The 24,419-nt window shown below is 32.7% G+C and carries 18 protein-coding genes; 9 read left to right on the top strand and 9 right to left on the bottom strand.

Features of this window, described 5'->3' with window-relative positions; all coding sequences use genetic code 11:
- Positions 1-8: 8 nt before the first annotated feature.
- Both ACTPNM_RS00755 and ACTPNM_RS00760 read left to right on the top strand, forming a co-directional pair.
- A complete protein-coding gene (locus tag ACTPNM_RS00755; RefSeq protein ID WP_440120198.1) occupies positions 9-1,772 on the top strand; it encodes an APC family permease in 1,764 nt (587 codons plus the stop codon).
- Positions 1,773-1,869: 97 nt separating this feature from the next.
- Positions 1,870-3,642, top strand: coding sequence for a chloride channel protein (locus ACTPNM_RS00760; RefSeq protein WP_440120199.1), 1,773 nt, complete (start codon positions 1,870-1,872; stop codon positions 3,640-3,642).
- Here ACTPNM_RS00760 and glpQ read toward each other — a convergent pair.
- The 4 genes from glpQ to ACTPNM_RS00780 form a co-directional block, all read right to left on the bottom strand.
- Positions 3,632-4,609: a glycerophosphodiester phosphodiesterase gene (gene glpQ, locus ACTPNM_RS00765; RefSeq protein ID WP_440120200.1), complete on the bottom strand. Its 978-nt coding sequence runs from the start codon at positions 4,607-4,609 to the stop codon at positions 3,632-3,634. The two genes, ACTPNM_RS00760 and glpQ, sit on opposite strands and share 11 nt — an antisense overlap.
- Positions 4,610-4,612: 3 nt before the next feature.
- Positions 4,613-6,106, bottom strand: coding sequence for a YfcC family protein (locus ACTPNM_RS00770; protein ID WP_440120201.1), 1,494 nt, complete (start codon positions 6,104-6,106; stop codon positions 4,613-4,615).
- Between the two features lie 115 nt (positions 6,107-6,221).
- On the bottom strand, positions 6,222-7,280 hold the full coding sequence (locus ACTPNM_RS00775) for a zinc metalloprotease (RefSeq protein ID WP_274638712.1): 1,059 nt from the start codon (positions 7,278-7,280) through the stop codon (positions 6,222-6,224).
- A gap of 231 nt (positions 7,281-7,511) precedes the next feature.
- Positions 7,512-8,543: a zinc metalloprotease gene (locus ACTPNM_RS00780; protein WP_440120202.1), complete on the bottom strand. Its 1,032-nt coding sequence runs from the start codon at positions 8,541-8,543 to the stop codon at positions 7,512-7,514.
- 409 nt (positions 8,544-8,952) lie between these two features.
- Between ACTPNM_RS00780 and ACTPNM_RS00785 the strand changes: the two genes are divergently transcribed.
- Positions 8,953-9,654, top strand: a complete 702-nt coding sequence (locus tag ACTPNM_RS00785; RefSeq protein WP_440120203.1) for a Bax inhibitor-1/YccA family protein — start codon at positions 8,953-8,955, stop codon at positions 9,652-9,654.
- 72 nt (positions 9,655-9,726) lie between these two features.
- On the opposite strand, the gene ACTPNM_RS00790 is transcribed toward ACTPNM_RS00785, so the two are convergent.
- Positions 9,727-10,938: an aminotransferase class V-fold PLP-dependent enzyme gene (locus ACTPNM_RS00790; RefSeq protein WP_440120204.1), complete on the bottom strand. Its 1,212-nt coding sequence runs from the start codon at positions 10,936-10,938 to the stop codon at positions 9,727-9,729.
- A gap of 92 nt (positions 10,939-11,030) precedes the next feature.
- Between ACTPNM_RS00790 and ACTPNM_RS00795 the strand changes: the two genes are divergently transcribed.
- The 3 genes from ACTPNM_RS00795 (at position 11,031) to ACTPNM_RS00805 (ending at position 16,519) form a co-directional block, all read left to right on the top strand.
- Positions 11,031-12,356 (top strand): serine hydrolase domain-containing protein, encoded by a 1,326-nt coding sequence (locus tag ACTPNM_RS00795; RefSeq protein WP_440120205.1) that lies wholly within the window; start codon positions 11,031-11,033, stop codon positions 12,354-12,356.
- Positions 12,357-12,359: 3 nt separating this feature from the next.
- Positions 12,360-12,701: an SdpI family protein gene (locus tag ACTPNM_RS00800; RefSeq protein ID WP_440120206.1), complete on the top strand. Its 342-nt coding sequence runs from the start codon at positions 12,360-12,362 to the stop codon at positions 12,699-12,701.
- Positions 12,702-13,000: 299 nt separating this feature from the next.
- A complete protein-coding gene (locus ACTPNM_RS00805; RefSeq protein WP_440120207.1) occupies positions 13,001-16,519 on the top strand; it encodes an amino acid adenylation domain-containing protein in 3,519 nt (1,172 codons plus the stop codon).
- A gap of 127 nt (positions 16,520-16,646) precedes the next feature.
- On the opposite strand, the gene ACTPNM_RS00810 is transcribed toward ACTPNM_RS00805, so the two are convergent.
- On the bottom strand, positions 16,647-17,324 hold the full coding sequence (locus ACTPNM_RS00810; RefSeq protein ID WP_274638718.1) for an SCO family protein: 678 nt from the start codon (positions 17,322-17,324) through the stop codon (positions 16,647-16,649).
- A gap of 159 nt (positions 17,325-17,483) precedes the next feature.
- Between ACTPNM_RS00810 and rseP the strand changes: the two genes are divergently transcribed.
- Complete coding sequence (gene rseP, locus ACTPNM_RS00815) at positions 17,484-18,830, top strand: RIP metalloprotease RseP (RefSeq protein WP_440120208.1); 1,347 nt, start codon at positions 17,484-17,486, stop codon at positions 18,828-18,830.
- Positions 18,831-18,911: 81 nt separating this feature from the next.
- Here the strand turns inward: rseP and ACTPNM_RS00820 are convergent, their stop codons facing one another.
- The 3 genes from ACTPNM_RS00820 to ACTPNM_RS00830 are packed head-to-tail and all read right to left on the bottom strand — an operon-like array spanning position 18,912 to position 22,494.
- Positions 18,912-20,720 (bottom strand): GNAT family N-acyltransferase, encoded by a 1,809-nt coding sequence (locus ACTPNM_RS00820; protein ID WP_440120209.1) that lies wholly within the window; start codon positions 20,718-20,720, stop codon positions 18,912-18,914.
- Positions 20,721-20,771: 51 nt separating this feature from the next.
- Positions 20,772-22,025 (bottom strand): aspartate kinase, encoded by a 1,254-nt coding sequence (locus ACTPNM_RS00825; protein WP_440120210.1) that lies wholly within the window; start codon positions 22,023-22,025, stop codon positions 20,772-20,774.
- Entirely contained in the window at positions 22,012-22,494 is a 483-nt protein-coding gene (locus ACTPNM_RS00830) for an N-acetyltransferase family protein (RefSeq protein ID WP_440120211.1), read from the bottom strand. Before ACTPNM_RS00830 ends, ACTPNM_RS00825 begins: the two co-directional genes overlap by 14 nt.
- Before the next feature lie 146 nt (positions 22,495-22,640).
- Between ACTPNM_RS00830 and fbp the strand changes: the two genes are divergently transcribed.
- Both fbp and ACTPNM_RS00840 read left to right on the top strand, forming a co-directional pair.
- Entirely contained in the window at positions 22,641-23,675 is a 1,035-nt protein-coding gene (gene fbp / locus ACTPNM_RS00835; RefSeq protein ID WP_159610753.1) for a class 1 fructose-bisphosphatase, read from the top strand.
- Positions 23,676-23,799: 124 nt separating this feature from the next.
- Positions 23,800-24,408 (top strand): superoxide dismutase, encoded by a 609-nt coding sequence (locus tag ACTPNM_RS00840; protein ID WP_159488917.1) that lies wholly within the window; start codon positions 23,800-23,802, stop codon positions 24,406-24,408.
- The last annotated feature ends 11 nt before the right edge of the window (positions 24,409-24,419 follow it).

A 24,419-nucleotide genomic window follows, 5' to 3' on the forward strand; every position in this document is an offset into this window, starting at 1 on the left:
AACATATCATGAAACAAGCTATTTCTAAAAAGCTTAATGAGCTAGAATCAACTGCTATTTGTGGTAACGATATTAGCTCTTCTGTTTTATATGTATCAGCATTAGCTATTGCGTTTGCTGGTCAATACGCATGGATAACATTATTAATCGTATCAGTAGTATTATTTTTATTTCGGAAAATTTATGGAGAAGTAGTTGGTGCTATGCCTTTAAATGGTGGCGCATACAATGCTTTACTTAATACTACCAGTAAGTTAATGGCTTCTTTTGCTGCAACACTTACCATACTTTCTTATATGGCTACAGCTGTTATTTCTGCCAATGAAGCAATTCATTACCTGCATCACTTAATTCCTTCAATGCCCATTATTATATCAACTGTTGGTCTATTGTTGTTTTTTGCTTTATTAACTATTGGAGGTATAACGGAATCCGCTAAAGTAGCTGTCGGAATTTTTTTATTTCATCTACTATCATTAGTCGTTCTTGCCCTTTTTATCATCATTTATTTGTCTCAAAATGGAATTGACATTCTTTTTAGCAACTGGGGTCATCAATCAGAAAACAGTATTTGGTATGCTATATTTTTTGGTTTTGCAGCTTCAATGTTGGGAGTTTCTGGTTTTGAAAGTTCTGCAAACTTTGTTGAAGAACAACAGAAAGGTGTGTTTCCAAAAACGTTAAAAAACATGTGGGTAATTGTAAGTATCATTAACCCTCTAATGGCTGTTTTTGCATTATCTCTTTTCGCAATCCCTGTTTTACAGAGTGCTGATTACCAAAATACTTTATTAGTTCAAATGGGAGAATATGTTGGAGGTGATTGGGTTGCTGCCGTTATAGCTATAGATGCTTTTTTAGTATTAAGTGGAGCCGTTTTAACGAGTTTTGTTGGTGTTACTGGATTGCTGGAACGTATGACATTAGACCGAATTATGCCTCAATTCTTTTTAAAAAAGAATAAAAGAGGTAGCTCTTACCGAATTATTATTTTATTCTTTATCCTCGCTGTTTCTGTATTACTAATAACTAATGGAAATGTTGGCTTATTAGCTGGTGTATATACTATTTCTTTTTTATCGGTAATGGCATTATTTGCGATAGGAAACATCTTGTTAAAGATACGCAGAAATCAGCTTCCTAGACCTGAAAAGGCAACCTGGGCTTCTGTTTTATTAGCTATAATTGCTGTTTTATGTGCTTTAGCTGGTAATATTTTAATGGAGCCAAAAGATGGTTTACCTAGCAATACTTCAGTCTTTTTAAATTATTTTATTCCAACCATAATTTTTATCATAATTATGCTAAATCGTACTGTTTTATTAAAACTAGTACTCCAAATAATTTATGCTATTTTTAATCCTTTGAGACGACTCGTTTCAAGTATGGATAGAAAAATAACCAAGACCATTAACAAAATAAACGATCAAGAGTTCGTCTTTTTTACCAAAGGAGATAATATAGCTACTCTTAATAAAGTTATGCTATACATTATTAAAAATGAACACACTAAAAAGATAAAAATTGTATTAGCTCTTGATGAAGGAGACACAATTCCTGAAAACTTGCCTAATGAGATTACTTTTTTAGATAGAGAGTACCCAAAGATTAAAGTAAACTTTCAAGTTGTTCAAGGAAAGTTTAGTCCTGAACTTATTAAGGAACTTTCTGAAAAATGGAACATTCCTATTAATTTTATGTTTATAGGAGCTCCAAGTAATAAATTTCCTTATAAAGTTGAAGAGCTTGGTGGTGTCCGATTAATCGTTTAATAAAAATATTTCTTCTTATTTAATAAATCAAAAGAGGATAGTATCTTTAAGTATTATTAACTAGCTTTTCAAAAATCAACTAAGAGTCTAGAAAACAATGCCTACATCTAAGGAAGCTTATAAAAAAGTATTAATTTGGAGATATAAACATATCTCTGAACGACAGTTTGTATATGTTTTAAGCGTTTTAGTTGGGTTTTTAGCAGGTATTGGTACCTTAATTCTTAAAAACCTTACTTTCTACTTTCATAGGATTTTAGAAGATGGTCTTATTAAGGACTATCATCATTCTTTATACTTCATCTTCCCTATTTTAGGGCTGTTTTTAGTGTATTACATTAAAAAATACCTCATCAAAAAAGATATTGGTCATGGTATTTCCACCACCCTACAATCCATTTCTAAAAAAAATGGAATTATAGAGCGTTATAAGATTTATGCTTCTTTAATTACAGCTCCCATAACTGTTGGTTTTGGAGGTTCAGTAGGACTACAAGGTCCTGCTGTAAGTACCGGTGCCGCTTTAGGTTCTGGAGTAGCGCAGTTATTTCATATGAACATGAGAACTCGTATGTTATTAATTGGTTGTGCTACTGCTGGGGCTATGTCTTCAATGTTCAAAGCTCCTATTGCTGCTATTATTTTTGCAGTAGAAATTTTTAGTTTAGACCTTGCTTTTGCATCGTTAGTTCCGTTATTATTAGCATCTGTTTCTGCTGTAATTACTTCTTATTTCTTTTTAGGAAAGGATGTACTATTTAGTGTACAACTTCAAGATGCTTTTGAAATTAACGACCTCATCTTTTATATTGCTTTGGCTATTTTTACAGGGTTCTCTTCTGTATATTTTTCTAAAATTTATTTTAGAATTATTAATTTTTTCAAAAAATACAATCCTTTTAAACGGCTAGTCTTTGGTGGAATTGCTATTGGTATAATGCTGTTTTTAATTCCTCCTTTATTTGGTGAAGGTTATGGAATTATCAACAACCTATTATCTGAAAATGCTAGTGAAGCCCTTAGAAGTATTCATTACAATATTGATTTTGAAAATGTTTGGATGGTTATTATTTTTCTGTTAATTATTGGTGTTTTTAAAGTAATTGCCATGACGACAACTTTTGCTGCTGGTGGAGTTGGTGGAATTTTTATCCCTACGCTTGTTATGGGAAGCGCTTTAGGAAATGTTACTGCTAAAATTATTAACCAATTTGGATTTGATGTCTCAGAAACTAACTTTACGTTAATTGGAATGACAGGCTTAATGGCAGGGGTTTTACATGCTCCTTTAACGGCTATTTTCTTAATTGCTGAAATTACTGGAGGTTATGATTTATTTGTTCCGCTAATGCTTGTTTCTGCCGTTTCTTATGCTATTACTAAGTATTTTGTTTCTAACTCAATTTACACTATCGAACTAGCTAAACGTGGTGAACTTATTACACACAATAAGGACAAAAATGTAATGATGATGATGAAGATTAGTAAAATTATTGAAAAGAACTTTATTAAAATTCATCCTGAGATGACTTTGGGAGAAATGCTAAAACAAGCTGTTTCTAAATCAAAAAGAAATATTTTTCCTGTGGTTGATAGTGAAAACAAGTTTAGAGGAATTGTTTTATTAGATGATATTCGTCCCATGATGTTTAATCAAGATCTTTACGAAACAACTACAGTAAGGGATATTATGAAAATAGCTCCCGCCATTATTTTTTATGATGACGATACTGAAAAGGTAATGCAAAAATTTAAAGAAAGTGGCGCATGGAACTTACCTGTTGTTAAAAATGGAGTTTATGTTGGTTTTATATCTAAATCAAAACTGCTTTCTGTATATAGAAACAAACTAATTGAGGTTACTGTTTAGTTAAATATTGTACCATTTTATCAGGAAAATCGGTAAAACCGCCGTCAACATTTGCTTCGAAAATCAATACTTGCATCATTTCTTCAAAAGAAGTAAACTCATCTAGTTGATCTGATCTAAAGGTATATGGATGTACTTTTAAGCCTAGTTTATGAGCTTCTTCAACCAATGTTGTAAACTTCCACTGAGTTCCTTCTTTCTTATCTAAAATTTGCTTGTACCAAGGTCCTAACCCATCAGCATAGGCTGCAAAATGTTTAAGCAGTTTGGTTTCCTCAGGGAACTCAATTAACTGCACTAAAAACAATTCCGATTGTAATGCAGTACGCACTCGCTCTAGTTCTTTAGCATCAAAACACTGAAACATACATTTATCTTTCTTGGTTATATAACCGTATTCTGAAAGAATGTTCAGCGTAGTTTTGGCAATGTCTTTTCCATTTTGATGATGAAATTCTGGGTTTTTAATTTCGGGATAAATTCCAATATTTTTTCCTGTGGAAGCATTCAATCCTTGAATTAACTCTATTTCCTCTTGTAAAGAATGTAACTTAAAGTTTCCTTTTCCCTTTGGGAATCGATTCGGATACACTTGTACTCCTGTTTTTGGATTGAATCGCTCAGTTACACTCAATTGTTGTAACTCATCAAATGTAAAATCAATTACATAAAAACGTTCGTCTTCTCGTTTTCTTTCTGGAAATTTTTCAGCCACATCAGTAACATCATCTAAATAAATATCATGAATCACTACAGGAACATTATCTTTACTTAATACTAGATCTTGTTCTATATAATCAGGGCTCATAGTATACGCCATGGCTTTAGCTTCCATAGTGTGTTCTGGTAAATATCCTGAGGCACCTCTATGGGCAATTACTATTTTCTTTTGCATATTAGTTGTTTTAGTTTCTGTCTTGCATCCGAAGAAAAGAGATAAGAAAAACAGTACATAAATTTGTTTCATTATTTACAGGTATACTTGAGCGGTTAAAACTAACATTGTAAAAACTGTTAAAATAATCACTAACGGAATTACAAACTTCAACCATCTATCATATCCTACTTTAACAATTGCTAACGACGCTAAAATTAAGCCTGTCGGATTGATAAAAGCAAATAACCCCATTCCATATTGATATGTGTTTACAATCACCTCCCTACCTACTCCAACGGTATCGGCTAAAGGTGACATGATAGGCATTGTTAGTACTGCCATACCTGATGAACTTGGAATAAAAAAGGATAAACCTGAATAAATAAACAACATTACATTGGTAAAAATTCCTTTAGGCATCCCAGTAGTAAACTCACTTGCATGTTGTAAAATAGTATCGCTAATTAAACCTTGCTCCATTAATACAGAAACTCCACGAGCAATACCAATAATAAAAGCTACTCCTAATAAATCTCCTGCTCCTTTAATAAAAGTATTTACAAAGTTTTCTTCTTTCATTCTAGCTAAAAAACCTATTAAAATAGCCCCTATTAAAAACACAACAGTCATTTCTTCAAACCACCAACCTAAGCGAGAAACTCCATAAATCATGATTACAAAGCACATCGCAAAAATGGTTAGTATTACTCTTAACCTACCTGTTAAACTGTGCGTATTTGAAGTTGAACTCCCAAAAAGATTTTCAATCATCTCTTTTTGGTCGTAAATAATAGATTTTGTTGGATCTTTTTGAACTTTATTTGCATAACGTAAAATGTAAATGACACATATTACAATTCCTCCAATTAACATTAACAGCCTTCCTGTAAAACCTGTTGTCCAATTAATTCCTGCTGCATCTGAAGCTATTATAACACTAAACGGATTTACTGTTGAACACATTGTACCTATAGATGATCCAATATACACACACGCTAAAGCTACAATGGCGTCATATTTTGCTGCTAAAAATATTGGAATTAATATCGGATAAAAGGCAATGGTTTCTTCTGCTAATCCAAAAGTTGTTCCTCCTACGGCTATTAAGGTTGTTACTACAAATATGAGCCAGTACTCTTTTCCTTTTAATGTTTTTGCTAACCAAGCTATTCCAGCATCAAAAGCGCCTGTGAAGTTCATTATTCCTATAATTCCCCCTAAAATCAAAACAAATAAAATTATATCAGAAGATTGAATAATTCCTTTTATAGGAGATTTAAAAAAGTCTAAAAAACCTTGTGGTTTTGGATCTAACTGTGTGTATGTTCCTGGTACACTAATTGGTTTTCCTATATCTCCATTAGTAAACTTTTCTAATGGGATTTTAATACCTAAGTCTTCTAATGTTTCTTGACTTGCAAGCATTGTCTTTTTATCCTCTAAATGTATGTAAGCAAAAGAATTGCTGTTTTCTTGATACTGTAAGGTATCGAACTTGCCTGCTGGTATAAACCACGTTAAAATAGCAACTAATCCTGCTATTAATAATAAGATAGTATGTGGAGTTGGAAATTTAATATTCTTCAAGACAATGAATTATTATTTATCTCCATAAAAGTAAAAAAAACCAAGAGATGCAAATCTCTTGGTTTAATAATAATTAAAATAATTATTGGGAATATTGAAAAAAGACTTTGGTTTTCTAATTTAACATAGAAGCTCTAGCTCCTCCTGGTTGAAAGATTGCTCTCATTCTATTTCGTTGACCGTCTGTAAACATATACATACAAGCATCGTCTGTATAATCCATATAGTTCATTGTCATATCCGCAGACTTACAATTAACTGTTGGGTATGAAGGACAACCATAATTAGGTCCATCAGAAGCTGGTGTATCTTCTACAAAATCGTCTTGACGACATCTACCATCACCCCAAATATGACGTAAGTTTAAATAATGTCCTATTTCATGAGTTAAAGTTCTTCCTTCATTATAAGGTGCTGCAGAACCTCCTGGTAAACTAGAATATAATAAAACTACTCCATCCGTAGCTGAGTTTCCTCCTGGAAATTGAGCATATCCTAAAATTCCACCTCCAATATTACATACCCATATATTTAAATGAGTTTCTGGAGTAATTGGTGGATAAGCTTGCTTTACTGCATCATTTGTTCCCCATGAAGACCTAGAGTCATCATACCTAAAAGTACCTGCTAGCGTAAAAGTTATTTCAGTATTAGTAGCGTCATTAATAAAATCAGTGGCTCCTGATGGTAATTGATTTGTGTTTGGACTTGTAAAATCACTATTAATGACATTCATTTGTGATTGTACTTGTGAGTTTGTAACCGCACTAGCATTTGGAAGTACAATATGAAAGTATACAGGGATATCAATACTTAAACCATCATCTATTGGTTCAACATCAACGTCTCCATCACCTCCTCCATTATTTCCTCCGTTTCCACCTCCTGGTGTTCCATCAGGTTTTTTACTGTTTAAAAACTTTCTTGTGGCGTATTCTATGTCATACATTTTCTTATACAATCCTGGAGTTTCATTTACTTGTCGATTTAAAACCTTCATGGAATAACATTTACTAGATACAGTTCCTTTCGATGCGACCTCATCAGTTTTTACATAAAAGTCACTCATATCTACAGCTACTTCCTGTGATATTTCTTGTTTATCATTAGTTTCATCTTGACAGCTTGTTAACAAGCTTGCTATTACTACAAGCCCTAGAAAAAGTTTTTTCATTTTTTAAGTTTTAAAGAGTTAGTTAAAATTTTCATTTTATAGCTATCCAATTTACAAATAACAAAAACAAATAAAAACAGGAAAAACACCTGATAAACAACAACTTAACCTCCTTTTTAACATTAAGAGCTTAGTTATTTTCTAAATAAAAAAGCCAAGAGATTCAAATCTCTTGGCTTTATAATAATTGTAATAATTATTGAGAACGTCTTAAAAAAGACTATTGGTTTTCTAGTTTAACATAGAAGCTCTAGCTCCTCCAGAAGCAAATAAAGCTCTCATTCTGTTACGTTGACCATCTGTAAACATATACATACAAGCATCGTTTGTATAGTCCATATAGTTCATTGTCATATCAGCAGATTTACAGCTAACATCTGGGAAAGTTGGACATCCGTAGTTTGAAGCATCAGAAGATGGAGTATCAGCTACGAAATCGTCTTGACGACATCTTCCGTCTCCCCAAATGTGACGTAAATTTAAATAGTGACCAACTTCGTGAGTTGCAGTTCTACCCATGTTGTATGGAGCAGAAGAACCACCTGGTAAACTTCCTGCTAATAACACTACACCATCAGTAGAAGAGTTTCCTCCTGGGAATTGAGCATATCCTAAGATACCTCCTCCTATTTCACACACCCAAATGTTTAAGTGAGTTGATGGAGTAATTGGAGGGTAAGCAGCTTTTACAGCATCGTTAGTTCCCCAAGAAGACTTAGAGTCATTATGTCTAAAAGTACCTGCTAATGTAAATTGAATTCCTGTATCAGTAGCATCATTGATAAAATCAGAAGCTCCTGAAGGAAGTTGATTTGTATTTGGATTACTAAAGTCATCATTTAACACATTCATTTGTGCTTGGATTTGACTATCAGAAACACTATTTGCATTTGGTAAAACAACGTGTACGTATACAGGAATATTAATAGTTCCTAAACCGTCTTCGATTGGTAATACATCTACATCTCCTCCACCAGTATCTCCACCTCCTGGTTTACCTTTCGCTGTTGTTAACTTTCTTGTAGCATACTCAATATTATACATTTTCTTGTATAATCCTGGGTTTTCTTTTACTTGTCTGTTTAAAACTCTCATTGAGTGACATTGCTCAGATCCTCCTTTGTGAGAAACTTCTTCAGTTTCTACATAGAAGTCACTCATATCAATTGATTGTTGAGGGTCTAAAGCTTCATCTTTAGAGTTTTCCTGACATCCTACTAAAACTGAGGCTGCTACAGCTAGTGTTAAAAAAATTCTTTTCATGTTGTGAAAAATTAAAAAAATTAGTTATTGAAAAAACTGCCTTAAAGGCAATAAACTCGTTAAAAAACTCAAAAGAGAAAGTTTCAACAATTAAATTGTTAAATACCTACTACTTTGACAATTATTTGAAGGGTTTTTTAACGATGTGCAATATATAATTTTTTTTTAATGCTAAGAAAAAGTTAAAGAAAAGTTAATTTCTTAGGTTTTATCACTTGCGACCTTCCATTTTTTAATATTACCGAAATGTTAAAATTTAACAAAAAGAATAAAAAAACGTCAATTTTAAACAAATTAAATCGTCAATACGATAATTTTAAAGTCAAAAAATCATTTTTTATACAACACAAATAGACTGTTTTAAAGTAGTCTAAAAAACATATCTTTACACTCTATTAAAAAATTAATTATGGAAAACTCATTTAACTCAAAAGTGCTTGTTGCACAGGTATCAGAAGCTGATAGAATTGCATTTTACAAAAAAACTTACGCACATGTTGCTGGTGGTGTGTTATTGTTTGTTTTGTTTGAATATTTATTTTTACAAAGTGCTACTATTGTTGAATTTGCATTATCTATGACGCAAGGCTACAAATGGTTATTACTGTTAGGTGGTTTTATGTTAATTACCAATTATGCAGAAAGTACTGCTTTAAAAACCTCTGATAAAAACTTACAATACTTAGCATATTCAGGGTATATCTTTGCTGAAGCGTTTATTTTTATTCCGCTGATTTATATTGCAATAGCGTACACTAACAACTTTGATGTTATAAAACAAGCAGGGATTGTTACACTATCGTTGTTTATTGGAATTTCATCAATCGTTTTTATTACCAAAAAAGATTTTTCTTTTATAAGAGCTGGATTGTCAGTTGGATTCTTTATTGCAATAGGATTGATTATTGCTGGTGCTTTATTTGGGTTTAATTTAGGGTTATGGTTTTCTGTTGGAATGTGTGTGTTAGCAGCTGGTTCTATCTTATATCAAACTTCTAACTTAGTTCATAAATTTTCTACAGATGATTACATTCCTGCTGCACTAGGGTTATTTGCTTCTTTGATGCTATTATTCTGGTATGTATTACAAATATTTATGTCGAGAGATTAATAAAAAACTATTATATATAAAAAAAGCCTCCACTTGGAGGCTTTTTTTATTCTTATCTAAATTAAGTTCCTTTTAACTTAACATCATCTGTGCTTTCTTAACAGCACTTACCAATACATCAACTTCTTCTTTAGTATTATAAAAAGAAAAAGAAGCGCGCACTGTACCTGAGATACAATAAAAGTCCATAATAGGTTGTGCACAATGGTGTCCTGTACGAACCGCTACTCCTAGTTTATCTAAAATTGCACCAACATCATACGGATGAATTCCTTCTAAATTAAAAGATATTACTGATGTTTTATTAGAAGTACCATAAATTTTCAATCCATCTATTTTTTCTAACTCTTGCGTTGCATATGATAACAATTCATTTTCTTGTTTTTCAATAGAATCAAAACCAACTGAATTCATATAATCAATAGCAACTCCAAAAGCTATTCCTCCACAAATATTAGGTGTCCCAGCTTCGAATTTATGAGGCAATCCAGCGTAAGTAGTTTTTTCAAAAGTTACAGTTTCAATCATTTCTCCTCCTCCTTGGTATGGCGGTAATAACTGTAACAATTCTTCTTTTCCATATAACATTCCAACACCTGTTGGCCCACACATTTTATGAGCTGAAGCTACATAAAAATCAGCATCTAATGCTTGAACATCTGGTTTTATATGCGGTACTGCTTGTGCACCATCAATCAACACATAAGCACCAAATTTGTGTGCAGCATGAATAATTTCTTTTATTGGATTAATTGTTCCTAATGCATTCGACACGTGGTTACAAAAAACTAATTTTGTTTTTGGATTCAATAATTCATGGTATAAATCCATGCGTAAAGAACCATCTTCACCCATTGGAATTACCTTTAAAATAGCTCCTGTTTTTTCACATAACATTTGCCAAGGCACGATGTTAGAATGATGCTCTAAGGCAGAAACAATTATTTCATCTCCTTCTTGTAAAATTGATGCGAAACCAGATGCTACAATATTAACTCCATGTGTTGTTCCTGAGGTTAAAATAATTTCATAAGAATGCTTCGCATTGAAATGTTTTTGAATCTTAATTCTGGCTTCCTCATACTTATTAGTTGCTTCCTGACTTAATGTATGTACACCTCTATGAATATTTGCATTATAATTAGAATAATAATCAACAATAGCATCAATTACTACCTGAGGTGTTTGCGAAGTTGCTCCGTTATCTAAATACACTAATTTTTTCCCATGTACTTCTCTATTTAAAATAGGAAAATCAGCTCGAATTTTATCTATACTAAACATGTAAAATATCAAATTTAGCACAAAGGTAGGGCTTGCGTTTCAAATACAAACATCAAACAATTAAATTCTTACATTTGCTAGAAACCTCTCACATGAAAAATTTTAAAAGAATCCTTTTTCTTATTTTAATTGCCCTTGCAATTACTATTTTTTACAACTATCCGAAGCTAAATATTCTTGCAGGATACTCCGCTAAAAATACAGCTTCATCAGTATTTCTAGCCAAAAGAAGTTTAGAGTTTACCGATGCTAATGACAATAACTTTTCTCCTATAAATATTACTTCTGATGAAATTAATACAGAAGAAAAATCTGCTACAGGTTCAGTGTACGGATTGCTAAAAAGAAAGGCTGTATACAGAGAAGGACTTGGTGCTGTTTTAGTTACAGATGATTTTGACATCACCAAACCTCAACTCACTCCAAAACGCTCTACTCCTAATAATACTACTCCATTTCCATATGGAAACGCTGATCATAAAGATACTATTTTCGCTAACATTGATTATACAAAACTAAATGAAACTATTGATACTATTTTTAATGATAGAAATCAAACACGTTCGGTAGTAGTGATATATAAAAATAAAATTATTGCTGAAAAATATGATACTGGTTTTACCAAAGAATCGAAGCAACTAGGTTGGTCTATGACCAAAAGTATTACGGGTACTTTGTTCGGAATTTTAAAATGTCAAGGAAAAGTTGATGTTCAAGAAAATAACTTGTTTTCTGAATGGAAAAACGATGACCGTAAAAACATTACAATTCATAATTTATTACAAATGAATTCTGGTTTAGAATGGAACGAAGATTACAATAGTATTTCTGATGCTACCAAGATGCTTTTTTTAGAAAAGGATATGACCAAAGTTCAAGTGAACAAACCTTTAGTAGGAAAACCCAATGAAACTTGGAATTATTCTTCGGGAACTTCTAATTTGTTATCTGGTATTTTACGAACAAGATTCGACACACACCAAGAGTATCTTGATTTTTGGTATAGTGCTTTGATTGATAAAATAGGCATGAACTCTATGATTGTTGAAACCGACATGAGCAATCACTTCGTAGGTTCTTCTTACGCTTGGGCAACTGCAAGAGATTGGGCTAAACTAGGCTTATTATACCTACATAATGGTGAATGGAACGGAGAACATTTGTTTGATAAAGATTGGGTAAGCTATGCTACAACCCCTACTCCTACTTCAAATGGTTGGTATGGTGCACAAATATGGCTAAATGCTGGTGGTAGATATCCTGATGCACCAAAAAATATGTTTTCTTTTAATGGATATAAAGGTCAAAATGTATTTATTTTGCCTAGTCAAGATTTGGTAGTTGTTCGTACCGGACTTACCAAAAATGCAGACGTAAACACCTTGTTAAAAGGAATTATAAATTCTATTAAAAATTAAACCATGAATCCTTTTTATTACGTGCTTTCTATAAACGGATTGCTTTTTTTATTCAGTGTTATTTTTCACTTTTTCCCACCTAAAAAGATTAATGCCATTTATGGGTATCGTACGAATAAAACTATGAAGAATGATACTATATGGCAATTTGCCAATGCTTTTTTTACCAAAGAATTTATGAAATACTCAGCAATTTCATTAGTTGCAGCTTTGGTATTAGCTTTTATATCAAAAGAATTAACATGGCAACCTATGGCAATTATGTTATTGTCACTAGCGGTATCTGTTGTTAAAACTGAACAAGAAATAAATAAGAATTTTGATGAGGACGGAAATAAGAAGTAAAAAATTCTTCAAGACGTTTTAACTAAAAGACCTTGATGTTTTTACAAAACATCAAGGTCTTTTTTTATATCCACTCATATCTTACATGTGTAAAAAAACCAACAGTAAAAAATTGTTTTCACAATAGCTTTAAACAAACACTTTAACTTTCTTTTTATGAGTTAAACACAATAATGACCTAAAGAGCTATCAAAAACATAGTATATTTACTACTGGATAAAAGTATTTGTTAACCTAGATATAACAACAAAATGAAGGGCCTGTAAAATTAATTCACATAATTAAACCAATTAATTACAATGGCTTTACTCAACAACAATGATAGCTCTACAACAATATGTGAGCTAATTAACAAACAAATGATAGCTCATCCTCAACGAGACGCTATTATAGACGGAACTACTCATATAGATTATGCTACTTTAATTAAGCGTAGTAATGAGGTAGCAGGAGAACTCAAAAGTAAAGGAATAAAATCTGGAGCTTTAATTGGAGTCTGCATGAACCGTTCGTGGGAATTGGTAGCAACTCTAATAGGTATTATGCAAGCTGGGTGCACGTATATACCATTAGACCCTGCATACCCAAAAGATCGCATAGAATATATGTTAGAACATTCTCGTACTTCTGCAGTTTTTGTCGACTCTGATATTAGTGCAAACCTATGTAAAAAAGTTCAAGAATTAATTTGGATTGATAAAATAGGCAACCATACAGACACAAAAATTCACGCGTCACCAAATGAATTAGCTTATGTGATTTATACCTCAGGATCTACTGGACGACCCAAAGGTGTTGCTATTGAACATCAAAACCTAATTCCTCTGGTAAATTCCATGAAACAACTATTTACTGAAGACGATTTAAAAGGCACACTCGCTGCAGCTTCTGTTTGTTTTGACACCTCTGTCATGGAAATTTTTGGTACGCTATCATTAGGAGGGACTGTTATACTAGCTAAAAATGCGCTAGAGCTTACTTCTCTTCCTTCCGTTGATATTATTACAATGATTGTAATGGTTCCCTCAGCAGTACAAGCCATTATCTCATCAAAAAAATTGCCTAAAAACTTACAGTGTTTAGTGTTTGGAGGTGAAGCTCTTAAGCGCTCTTTAGTAAAACAAGTATACCAACAAAAACCTAATTTGAAAATTTTCAATGCTTATGGACCTACAGAAGATACTGTATATGCTACCATAGCTAGAATACATAAAGAAGATGAGCTTATTACTATTGGTACTTCTGTACCTGGTTCGCGTGCTTATATTTTAGATGAAAATCTTCAAATTGTTCCCAATGGAGAAGTGGGAGAATTACACCTTTCAGGAAATAAAGTATCCCATGGCTATTTATTTGATGAAGAACTAACAAAAAAAAGGTTTATCAATGTAAAGTTTAACAACCAAAATACAAGTATTCGTTTATATAAAACAGGTGATTTATGTCGTTGGACTCCTAATAATGAAATAGAGTTTGTTGGTCGTGCCGATCAACAAGTTAAAATAAGGGGACACCGAATTGAACTTGAAGAAATAGAAACAGTTATTGAGGAAATTGAATCCGTTGATGCTGCCGCTGTAGCGATTTCTGAAGGAAATATAGGACAAAAAATATTAGTTGCTTACGTAGTTAATACTCATGGAAAAGAAGTAAAGACTACTGATGTAATATCCCACGTGCATCAATTATTACCCAAATACATGGTTCCACAAATTGTTAAACAAATAGATGAGCTTCCTTTGCTTCCTAATGATAAGCTTGACAGAAAAAAACTAGCTAATCTTACTATCGAGCTATCTTCTGAATTAGCAACCAAAAATTCTCAACACTATCAAAAACCTCCAAAGCAACACACTTTTTCAAATGATTATAAAGAACACCTATTACAAACCATTCAAAATGAAGTAGCTAAACTTCTTACCATGAACAACTCAGCAAATGTATTGCCTGATGATTCATTTGACAACCTTGGAATAGATTCGTTAACCACACTAGAGCTCAGTAGTAGGTTAAGTAACATGTTACAGCTAGATATTAGTGCGTATGATATCTTTGAAAACCCTACGCCCAATGCCTTAATTAATCATATAATTGGCTCAAAAGAAAACACCAAAGAAAACAAGAACTTAAAATTAAAAACAGATACACTTACAAGTTTTCAAACTCATATTCAGTCCAGTCATCCCACTTTTCAAGCAGCTAAGGTTTCTGCATGGTCAGTAAACGATAAAAGCAAACTAGTACAAGAAGTATTGCAAATGGTAAACGGTACACGTAGAAATCCATACAGTAAAGTGTTGCTTACTGGAAGTGCTACCAAAGGATTAGTAGGAGACGCTTATAATGACGAAACACAAGAAGCAATTATTTGGACAACAAACCTGTACCTAGGATTAAATCGTGATCCTGAAGTAATAAAAGAAGCTGCTATTTCTTTAGAAAAGTATGGAACAGGTATGGGAACATCTGCTGCAGCCTCAGGTATGACGCGCCAGCATCTTGAATTTGAAGAAGAGTTTGCGGACTTGGTAGGAAAGCCCAGTGCTTGCTTGTTTCCTACAGGTTATACTGCTAATGTAGGTGCTGTGGCTGGACTTTTAGGAAGAAACGACATGGTTCTTATAGATCAACTCTGTCATGCTTCTATTGTAGATGGTGCTAGACTTTGTGGAGCCAAAGTTCGAACTTTCAAACATAATGATCCTGAAGATTTAGAAGATATTTTACAGGCTGAAGTATCTCCGTATCGTACTATTTTAGTGGTTTTAGAAGGAGTGTATAGCATGGGTGAAGGAGCAGCTCCAGTAGCAAAAATTGTTAAAACGGCTAAAAAATATAATGCCCTCACTTTAGTAGATGAGGCTCATTCTTTTGGTTTTTATGGTAAAGGTGGTGCAGGAATATGTGCAGCACAGGGAATAACCGAAGAAGCAGATTTTATCATGACAACGTTAAGCAAAGCCTTAGGAAGTATTGGTGGTGTGGTAGCTGCCAGTAAAGAACATATCGACTTATTAAAATCATCTTCGAGAGCCTATATTTTTCAAGCTTCTATTAGTCCCGCTGATATGGCAGCAGCATTAACAGCATTAAGAAGACTTAGAAAAGATGATGCGCTACGTCAGAGATTATGGGATACGACTTACTACATGCGTCAAAAATTTGAAGAAGCTGGATACGATTTAGGCACTGGTGATGGTCCTATTGTTACGCCTCATTTTGCAGATAAAGATAAGCTTTACGCTATTGTACAAAAACTATACAAACTAGGTATTCAAACATCTGCAGTTACTTATCCTATTGTTGAAAGTGGAAGAGGACGATTACGATTAATTTGCTCCGCCGCACATACCCGTGAAGATGTAGATAAAACATTGGCTGCTCTGATTAAAGCGGAACGAGAAGTTGACGTTTTACTTAAAGAGCAACAAAAAGATAAAAGAAACACAACTGTTTCTTTTTCTGAATTAGAAAATTGGGCTAAAAGTTTTTCATACTACTTAAAAACAGTAATCAATGAAAACACACCTAACTTAGCTATAGAGTTAAAAAGCAATGAAAATCCTGACACTATATCTATCTTAATAAAAGATAACAAGGTTACTCTTAATCATAACTCTACTTATGAACTACCTACTTGTTCTCTACTTATAAGTGAAAAAGCTGCTATAGACGCTTTAGAGTCTTTTAATATTCAAGACTTATTAAGTACTATTTCAAATGGTTTTTGTACTTTAAAAGGTCAAATAGAGCCTTTTGTTTGGCTAATTGGGCGTATTTCAGAATATGATAAAGCTACTGTTTTACAAGTAAATTAACGAGTATTCATATTCTTAAGACAAACTTATCTAAACGTTTTAACTAAAAGACCTTGATGTTTTTGTAAAAACATCAAGGTCTTTTTTTAAACTCATACGTGTCTTTTTTATTGACCGTCTTAATTGATTATTTTTTATACTCTTCTTTAAGCAGTGTAATATCATCAATAATTTTCTGCATGTTTTCCTTTTTGGTTCCATCATACGAACCTCTAATACGCCCCTCTTTGTCAATTAACACAAAATTTTCAGTATGAACCCAATCATTCTCGCCCCCATCACCTTCATCCAACACAGCAAAATAGTGCTTTCGTGCTAAGTTGTAAATATGTTTCTTTTTTCCTGTAGTTACATTCCATTTTCCATCAATCACACCTTTTTCATCAGCATACTTTCGTAATTGTGGTACGCTATCCATTACTGGAGTTACGGAGTGTGATAAAAACATAATATCGTCATCATTTTTATAATGTTCTTGCAGCTCACTCATATTATACGCCATCGCAATACAAATAGTTTGACAACGGGTAAAAAAGAAATCAGCTATATATATCTTTCCTTTATAATCAGCATTCGTAATAGTATCTCCATTCTGGTTAATTAAGGTAAAATCTCCTACTCTATGGTTTTTTGTTCTATTTCTCACAGAAGCATCAACCAATTTTGGATTAATATCAGCAGGGTTATAAATAGGCAACTTTTTGTCAACCTTTACTAAGTGATAAAAAACAGGTACACCAATAGCACAGAAAACTAAAATAAAAATTAAGGTGCTTTTTGACTTTTTAAAGAATTTAAAATCCACAGTACTAAAATTTTCTGCAAAAATACGACTAAAAACAGCGTTTATAAACCACTATACTAAAAACTTTGTTAAAACAAATGCGCAACTGTTACACAAACTTTTAGAACTGTACTGAAAAACGTACATTTGTCAGATTTTAAATTTAGACGAACACCATTTATGGAAATTTTAATAAAAGCATCACAATTTATTTTAAGCTTATCGCTCTTAATCGTTTTACACGAGTTAGGACACTTTATTCCAGCAAAATTATTCAAAACCCGTGTAGAAAAATTCTACCTGTTTTTCGATTATAAATTCTCTTTATTTAAAAAGAAAGTTGGTGAAACAGTTTATGGTATTGGTTGGATTCCGTTAGGTGGTTATGTTAAAATTGCAGGAATGATTGATGAGAGTATGGATACCGAACAAATGCAAAAACCTGCGCAACCATGGGAGTTTCGTTCTAAACCTGCATGGCAACGTTTAATTATTATGCTAGGTGGAGTTATTGTTAATTTTGTGTTAGGTATTTTAATTTACATCTGTTTAATGTGGGCTTATGGTGAGAAATACTTACCTAATGAAAGTTTAAAAGATGGTGTTTGGGTTCAAGATCAATTAGGAAAAGATTTAGGTTTAGAAACTGGAGATAAAATCTTAACAATTGACGGACAAAAAATTGAGAAATTTAGAGAACTTCCGTTAGAGTTTATTAACGGTACTAATTACACTGTTGAAAGAAACGGAACTGTTCTTGAAAAAGAAATACCAACCGATTTTATTTCAAAATTAGTAGATAGAGGTAAGGATGCTGGAGCTTTTATAATGTACAGACAACCTTTTGTTATTGGGCAAATCCCTGAAGATTCTCCAAATATAAAAAGTGAATTACAAAAGAAAGACATCATAACTGCTATTAATGGTATTTCTACTCCTTATTTTGATCAGGTTCAAGTAGTTTTAGAAAGTAAAAAAGGGCAAGAAATAAATGTTACTGTTAAACGAGGTAATCAAAACATAACTATTCCTGCTAAGGTTTCTGATGAAGGAAAATTAGGAATTTATGCTACAAACTTACCTTTAACAGACTTAGAAAAGTTAGGTTACTATAATTTAGCTGAGAGAACCTATTCTTTTGGAGAAGCTATACCTGCTGGTACTCAAAAAGCTTGGACAACCTTAACCAACTATATTAAGCAAATGAAAAAGATTTTAAATCCTAGTACAGGTGCTTACAAAGGTTTAGGTGGATTTATTTCTATCGGAAGTATATTTCCTTCAGAATTTAGCTGGGAAACATTCTGGAACATTACAGCATTCTTATCAATTATGTTAGGATTTATGAATTTATTACCAATCCCTGCTTTAGATGGTGGTCATGTTGTATTTACCTTATGGGAAATGATTACGGGTAAAAAACCAGGTGATAAGTTCTTAGAATATGCTCAAATTACAGGATTTATCTTATTAATTGCCTTATTATTATTTGCCAACGGAAACGATATATTTAGGTTATTCAAATAACCTATAAGCAATACAAACTAAAAAAGCATCGTACTGAGTAGTACGATGCTTTTTTAGTTTATGCTATATTTAACTTGGCTTCTACTTATTTAAATTCTCTGCTGCGCGACGTTCTAATTCTTCTTGAAATTCTTCCATAACAGGTTTTACGGTGCTTTCTGGTATATCTGCTACCTTAATATACATTAACCCATCAATTGCGTTATTAAACTTAGGATCTACGTTAAACGCAACCAAACGTGCATTTTGCTTCACATACTTTTTAATTAATACCGGAATACGTAATTCTCCTGGCTCAAGCTCGTCAATAATTTTATCAAACTTTTGCATGTCTGCCTCAGTAGCATCAAACACAAAGTCTTTATCAGCATCTTTTAATTTTACTTTAAATTCTTTCTTCGGACGAATGTATTGTGCCACATACGGATCGTAATAATGAGATTTCATAAACTCAATCATTAACGATTTTGAGAATTCAGAAAACTGATTACTTATGCTTACTCCTCCCATTAAATATTTATGTTCTGGGTAACGTAATGTAACATGTACAATCCCTTTCCACAATAAAAATAATGGCATTGGTTTTTGTTGATATTCTTTAATAATAAAGGCACGTCCCATTTCAATGGTTTTTTCCATCATAGGGTATAATTCTGGCTCTATTCTAAATAATGTTTGAATATAAAAACCATTTATTCCGTGTTTCTTAAAAATATCTTTTCCTAAGCCCATTCTATAGGCTCCAACCAATCTGTTTTGTTGGTCATCCCATAAAAATAAGTGGTGATAATATTTATCAAACCTATCTAAATCAATAGGTTTATTTGTCCCTTCTCCTACTTCTCTAAAGGTAATTTCGCGTAAACGACCTATTTCATGTAAAATATTTGGTATTTCTTTTGCACTAGCAAAAAACACCTCATAGTTCTTACTTTGTAATAATCTACTTCCTTTTTCTCGTAAAGCGTCAACTTCTTTTACAAATAAATCTGGTGATTTTTGAGAAGTGATTTTTTTGGCTTTCTTCGGAATTTTTAAATTGTGTGTTGACAATATTTTCGGAGATGCTTTCTCATACGGATTCGCCAACATGTAAGTTTTTCTACGTAAAAACTGGTAAAAATCAGGTATTTCAGTAAATGAATCTTGATCTTTAACTGATATAGGCTTACCAATTCTTACTTTAATAACTCTGTTTTTCTGAGATAATAATTCTGACGGAAGCTTTGCTGTTCTTAGCGTATCACTAATCTTAGACAATGTGTAAAACAGCTGACTATTTTTAGCGTGAAAGTAAATAGGAATAACAGGTACTTTCGCTTTTTTTATCAAGCGTACAGCTCCTTGCTCCCATTCTTTATCTACCATTAACTTTCCATCGCGATACGTAGATACTTCACCTGCTGGAAAAAGCCCTAACGGCTTTCCTTCTCTTAAATGTAATAAGGCATTTTTAATTCCTGCTACACTCGATTTAGCATCCTTATGATTCTCAAAAGGATTTACTGGCATTACATAAGGCTTTAAAGGCTCTATTCTATGCAATAAAAAGTTTGCTATAATCTTGTAATCAGTTCTATGCTCTAATAAGAGTTTTAATAATAAAATACCATCTATCCCTCCAAGCGGATGGTTAGAAATTGTTATAAAAGGTCCTTCTTTAGGAATACGTTTTAAATCTTCTTCAGGAATTTCAAACTCTATTTGAAACTCATCAAGCAAACCATTTAAAAAAGGTAAATCTTTTTTGTGCTTGTGCTTGTTATAAATTTCATTGGCGGTAGAAATTCGCAAAACTTTCATCAGCAACCAACCTGAAAACGTTCCGAAAACGCCGAACTTGTCGGCTCCTATTGCTTTTGCAACTTCTTTAGGTGTTACTAATCCCATACATAGTTATCAATTGACATAACTGCAAATATAATCGATTTTTTGCAAGCTTTACATGTTTTCTTGAATCACTAACTGTGCAGTTTCAGTATTTATTTGACGAATGATTGATTTTCCTCGCTTTCTTATTGTTTTTATCGCTTCATCATTAAAATGACGAATTGTGTATAAAGTAGTATCCTTATAAGCTCTAATTTTATAAGCGCCTTTTAAATCATTGTAAAAATTCTCAAAATTATTGTACTTATCCTCTATACAAACAGAAAAACTAATCGCTGAATTTTGAATTAAGTTTACTTTTAAATTATAGTCGTGTAACTTCTTAAAAACATCACTAATATTATCTTCTACCATAAAAGAGAAATCTTTTGCTGAAATTGCTACTAAAATTTGATTTTTCTTTACGATAAAACAAGGAACTTCTGGTGTTATTTTTTTCCCTCTCCCAACACATGTTCCTAATTTTGTAACATCTTCAAACGAACGCACATATAACGGAATGTTTTTTTGTTCTAATGGCTGAATTGTTTTTGGGTGAATTACTGAGGCTCCGTAAAATGCCATTTCAATAGCTTCGGTATACGAAATTTCTTGTAACAAAGCTGTTTCTGAAAATACTCTAGGATCAGCATTTAATACTCCTTGAACATCTTTCCAAATAGTAACACTATCAGCATCCAAACAATAAGCAAAAATACCTGCGGTATAATCGGAACCTTCTCTTCCTAACGTTGTTATTTCTGTACCAAATCCTCCTAAAAATCCTTGTGTAATATTTAGCTTAGATACATCAACTTTTTCTTTGATTTGTTGCTCAGTTTGCTCCCAATCTATTTTAGCGTCTCGATAAGTACCATCGGTTTTTATGTACTCTCTTACATCTAACCATTGGTTCTCTACTCCTATTTCAGACAAATAAGCACTTACAATAGTAGTAGATAAAAACTCTCCAAAACCAACCATTTGATCATACACATAATTATAATCTTTAGAAGTGTTTCGAGCCATGAAACCACTCAATTCACCAAATAAATGATTTACTTTATTATATACTTCATGGTTTGTGCTGAACAAATTGTTCAACATATTTTGATGAAAGCCTTCTACAAAACTCAAAGAATCTTTAAGACTTTCTTTTTTATAGAAATAATCATTAACCACCTGCTCAAAAGCGTTGGTCATTTTTCCCATGGCAGAAATTACAACCAACGTATTTTCTGTACCTTCATGTTGCAATACTTTTGCAACATTTTTTACTCCATTCGCATCTTTTACCGATGCTCCTCCAAACTTAAATATTCTCATTACAAAATTGTTCTAAGCTTTGTTCATTCATATGACATACTCTCCACTCATCATATACCGTTGCGCCTGTACTTTTGTAAAAATCAACAGCCCCTGTATTCCAATCTAATACTTCCCACGCCACTCTTTTACAATTGTTTTTATGTGCATAATTCATAACAGCACTATACAATGCTTTTCCTGCCCCAATACCTCTTTTAGATTGCGTTACCATTAAATCTTCTAAGTGAATTGCTTTTCCTTTCCATGTAGAATAACGTTCATAAAACAACGCCATACCTATAATCTTATTATCTTCTTCAGCTACAAAGGTTTTAAACTTCGGTTTTTCAGAAAAACCATCTTTAACAATGTCTTCTACCGTAATTTTAACCGCGTTGGGTTCCTTCTCAAAAACAGCTAATTCGACGATTAAATCTAATATAGCTTGAGCATCTTTTTGCTCTCCTGGTCTGATAATAAAACTCATTTCTTACTTTTTTTGGTAAAGATACTTCTCTTAAAACTTTCTGATAAAACAAATGAAAAATTAAAACACATCATATTTTTTTGTTGAAAATTTTAAAATACTAAATAAAAGTTGGCATCTTTGTACGCACAACACAAAAATTTGACATGAGTAACAAGCATATGACGCTGGGTGAGTTTATCATCAGCAAACAAAAAGACTTTAAATATTCTTCTGGTGAATTATCTCGCTTAATAAATTCTATCCGTTTAGCTGCTAAAGTAGTAAACCACGAAATTAGAAAAGCTGGATTGGTTGATATTACTGGAGCTGCTGGTGACATTAATGTACAAGGTGAAGCACAACAAAAACTAGATGTTTTAGCGAACGATTTATTTAAGCAAACATTGATTAATCGTGAAATTGTTTGTGGTATTGCTAGTGAAGAAGAAGACGACTTTGTTGTGGTTGAAGGTCAAAACAAAGCCAACGAAAATAAATATGTGTTGTTAATGGATCCTTTAGACGGATCATCTAACATTGATGTAAATGTTTCTGTAGGAACTATTTTTTCTATTTACAGAAGAATTTCTCCTGTTGGAACCCCTGTAACTAAAGAAGACTTTTTACAAAAGGGTAGCGAGCAAGTAGCTGCAGGTTATGTAGCTTATGGTACCTCAACTATGTTAGTTTTTACTACTGGTAATGGAGTGAATGGATTTACGTTAAATCCTGCTATTGGTACTTTTTACTTATCGCACCCAAACATGAGTTACCCTGAAATTGGCAGAATTTACTCAGTAAGTGAAGGGTATTTTACACATTTCCAAGAAGGAATGAAACGTTTCTTAATTCACTGTAAAGAATTAAACGAAGCAGATAACCGTCCGTATACAGCACGTTATATTGGCTCGTTAGTTTCAGATTTTCATAGAAATATGATAAAAGGTGGTGTATATATTTATCCTGCTACTGCTATAACACCAAAAGGAAAGTTACGTTTATTATACGAATGTAATCCTATGGCGTTTATTTGTGAGCAAGCAGGTGGTAAAGCTTCTGATGGGTTTACTCGTATTTTAGATATTAAACCAACAGAGTTACACCAACGTGTACCTTTTTATTGTGGAAGTATACAAATGGTTGAAAAAGCAGAAGAGTTTATGACTGAATTTTCATCTGATGATAAACCAGTATACTAAAGAATAGTTATTATTTATACTCAAATAAATTATCCATAAGGCAAACAGTTGTTTGCCTTATTTTTTTGGGTTAAATTTACATTCGGAAAAACGAAAAAATTAATCTATTAAAAAACAAATAATTATGGCTTTTAACTTACCAGAATTAGGATACGCTTACGACGCTTTAGAACCACATATAGATGCTAGAACTATGGAAATTCACCATAGCAAGCACCACAACGGATATACTACTAAATTAAATGCTGCTATTGAAGGTACTGATTTAGAAGGAAAATCTATCGAAGATATTTTAACTAACTTAGACATGAACAACGCTGGTGTTCGTAACAATGGTGGTGGTTTTTACAATCACTCTTTATTCTGGACAGTAATGAACCCAGAAGATAGAGGTTATTTATCTGGAGAATTAAAAGATGCTATCGAAGCTGAATTTGGTTCAAAAGAAGCGTTTATCGATGCTTTTTCTAAAGCAGCTGCTACACAATTTGGTTCAGGATGGGCTTGGTTATGTGTACACAAAGGAGGAAAAGTAGAAGTTTGCTCTACTCCTAACCAAGACAACCCATTAATGCCAGGTGTTACTTGTGGCGGAACTCCTATTTTAGGATTAGACGTTTGGGAACACGCTTATTACTTAAACTACCAAAACCGTCGTCCTGATTACATTGAAGCTTTCTTTAAAGTAATCAACTGGAACGAGGTAGAAAGAAGATATGCTGAAGCTAAATAATTTTAGCTTTT

The sequence above is a fragment of the Tenacibaculum sp. Ill genome (assembly GCF_051938915.1).
In the GTDB taxonomy this organism is placed as follows: domain Bacteria; phylum Bacteroidota; class Bacteroidia; order Flavobacteriales; family Flavobacteriaceae; genus Polaribacter; species Polaribacter larymnensis.

Coding starts and splice junctions, on each gene's coding strand:
- ACTPNM_RS00755 (WP_440120198.1), top strand. CDS start 9: ATGAAACAAGCTATTTCTAAAAAGCTTAATGAGCTAGAATCAACTGCT.
- ACTPNM_RS00760 (WP_440120199.1), top strand. CDS start 1,870: ATGCCTACATCTAAGGAAGCTTATAAAAAAGTATTAATTTGGAGATAT.
- glpQ (WP_440120200.1), bottom strand. CDS start 4,609: ATGAAACAAATTTATGTACTGTTTTTCTTATCTCTTTTCTTCGGATGC.
- ACTPNM_RS00775 (WP_274638712.1), bottom strand. CDS start 7,280: ATGAAAAAACTTTTTCTAGGGCTTGTAGTAATAGCAAGCTTGTTAACA.
- ACTPNM_RS00780 (WP_440120202.1), bottom strand. CDS start 8,543: ATGAAAAGAATTTTTTTAACACTAGCTGTAGCAGCCTCAGTTTTAGTA.
- ACTPNM_RS00785 (WP_440120203.1), top strand. CDS start 8,953: ATGGAAAACTCATTTAACTCAAAAGTGCTTGTTGCACAGGTATCAGAA.
- ACTPNM_RS00790 (WP_440120204.1), bottom strand. CDS start 10,938: ATGTTTAGTATAGATAAAATTCGAGCTGATTTTCCTATTTTAAATAGA.
- ACTPNM_RS00795 (WP_440120205.1), top strand. CDS start 11,031: ATGAAAAATTTTAAAAGAATCCTTTTTCTTATTTTAATTGCCCTTGCA.
- ACTPNM_RS00800 (WP_440120206.1), top strand. CDS start 12,360: ATGAATCCTTTTTATTACGTGCTTTCTATAAACGGATTGCTTTTTTTA.
- ACTPNM_RS00805 (WP_440120207.1), top strand. CDS start 13,001: ATGGCTTTACTCAACAACAATGATAGCTCTACAACAATATGTGAGCTA.
- rseP (WP_440120208.1), top strand. CDS start 17,484: ATGGAAATTTTAATAAAAGCATCACAATTTATTTTAAGCTTATCGCTC.
- ACTPNM_RS00820 (WP_440120209.1), bottom strand. CDS start 20,720: ATGGGATTAGTAACACCTAAAGAAGTTGCAAAAGCAATAGGAGCCGAC.
- ACTPNM_RS00825 (WP_440120210.1), bottom strand. CDS start 22,025: ATGAGAATATTTAAGTTTGGAGGAGCATCGGTAAAAGATGCGAATGGA.
- ACTPNM_RS00830 (WP_440120211.1), bottom strand. CDS start 22,494: ATGAGTTTTATTATCAGACCAGGAGAGCAAAAAGATGCTCAAGCTATA.
- fbp (WP_159610753.1), top strand. CDS start 22,641: ATGAGTAACAAGCATATGACGCTGGGTGAGTTTATCATCAGCAAACAA.
- ACTPNM_RS00840 (WP_159488917.1), top strand. CDS start 23,800: ATGGCTTTTAACTTACCAGAATTAGGATACGCTTACGACGCTTTAGAA.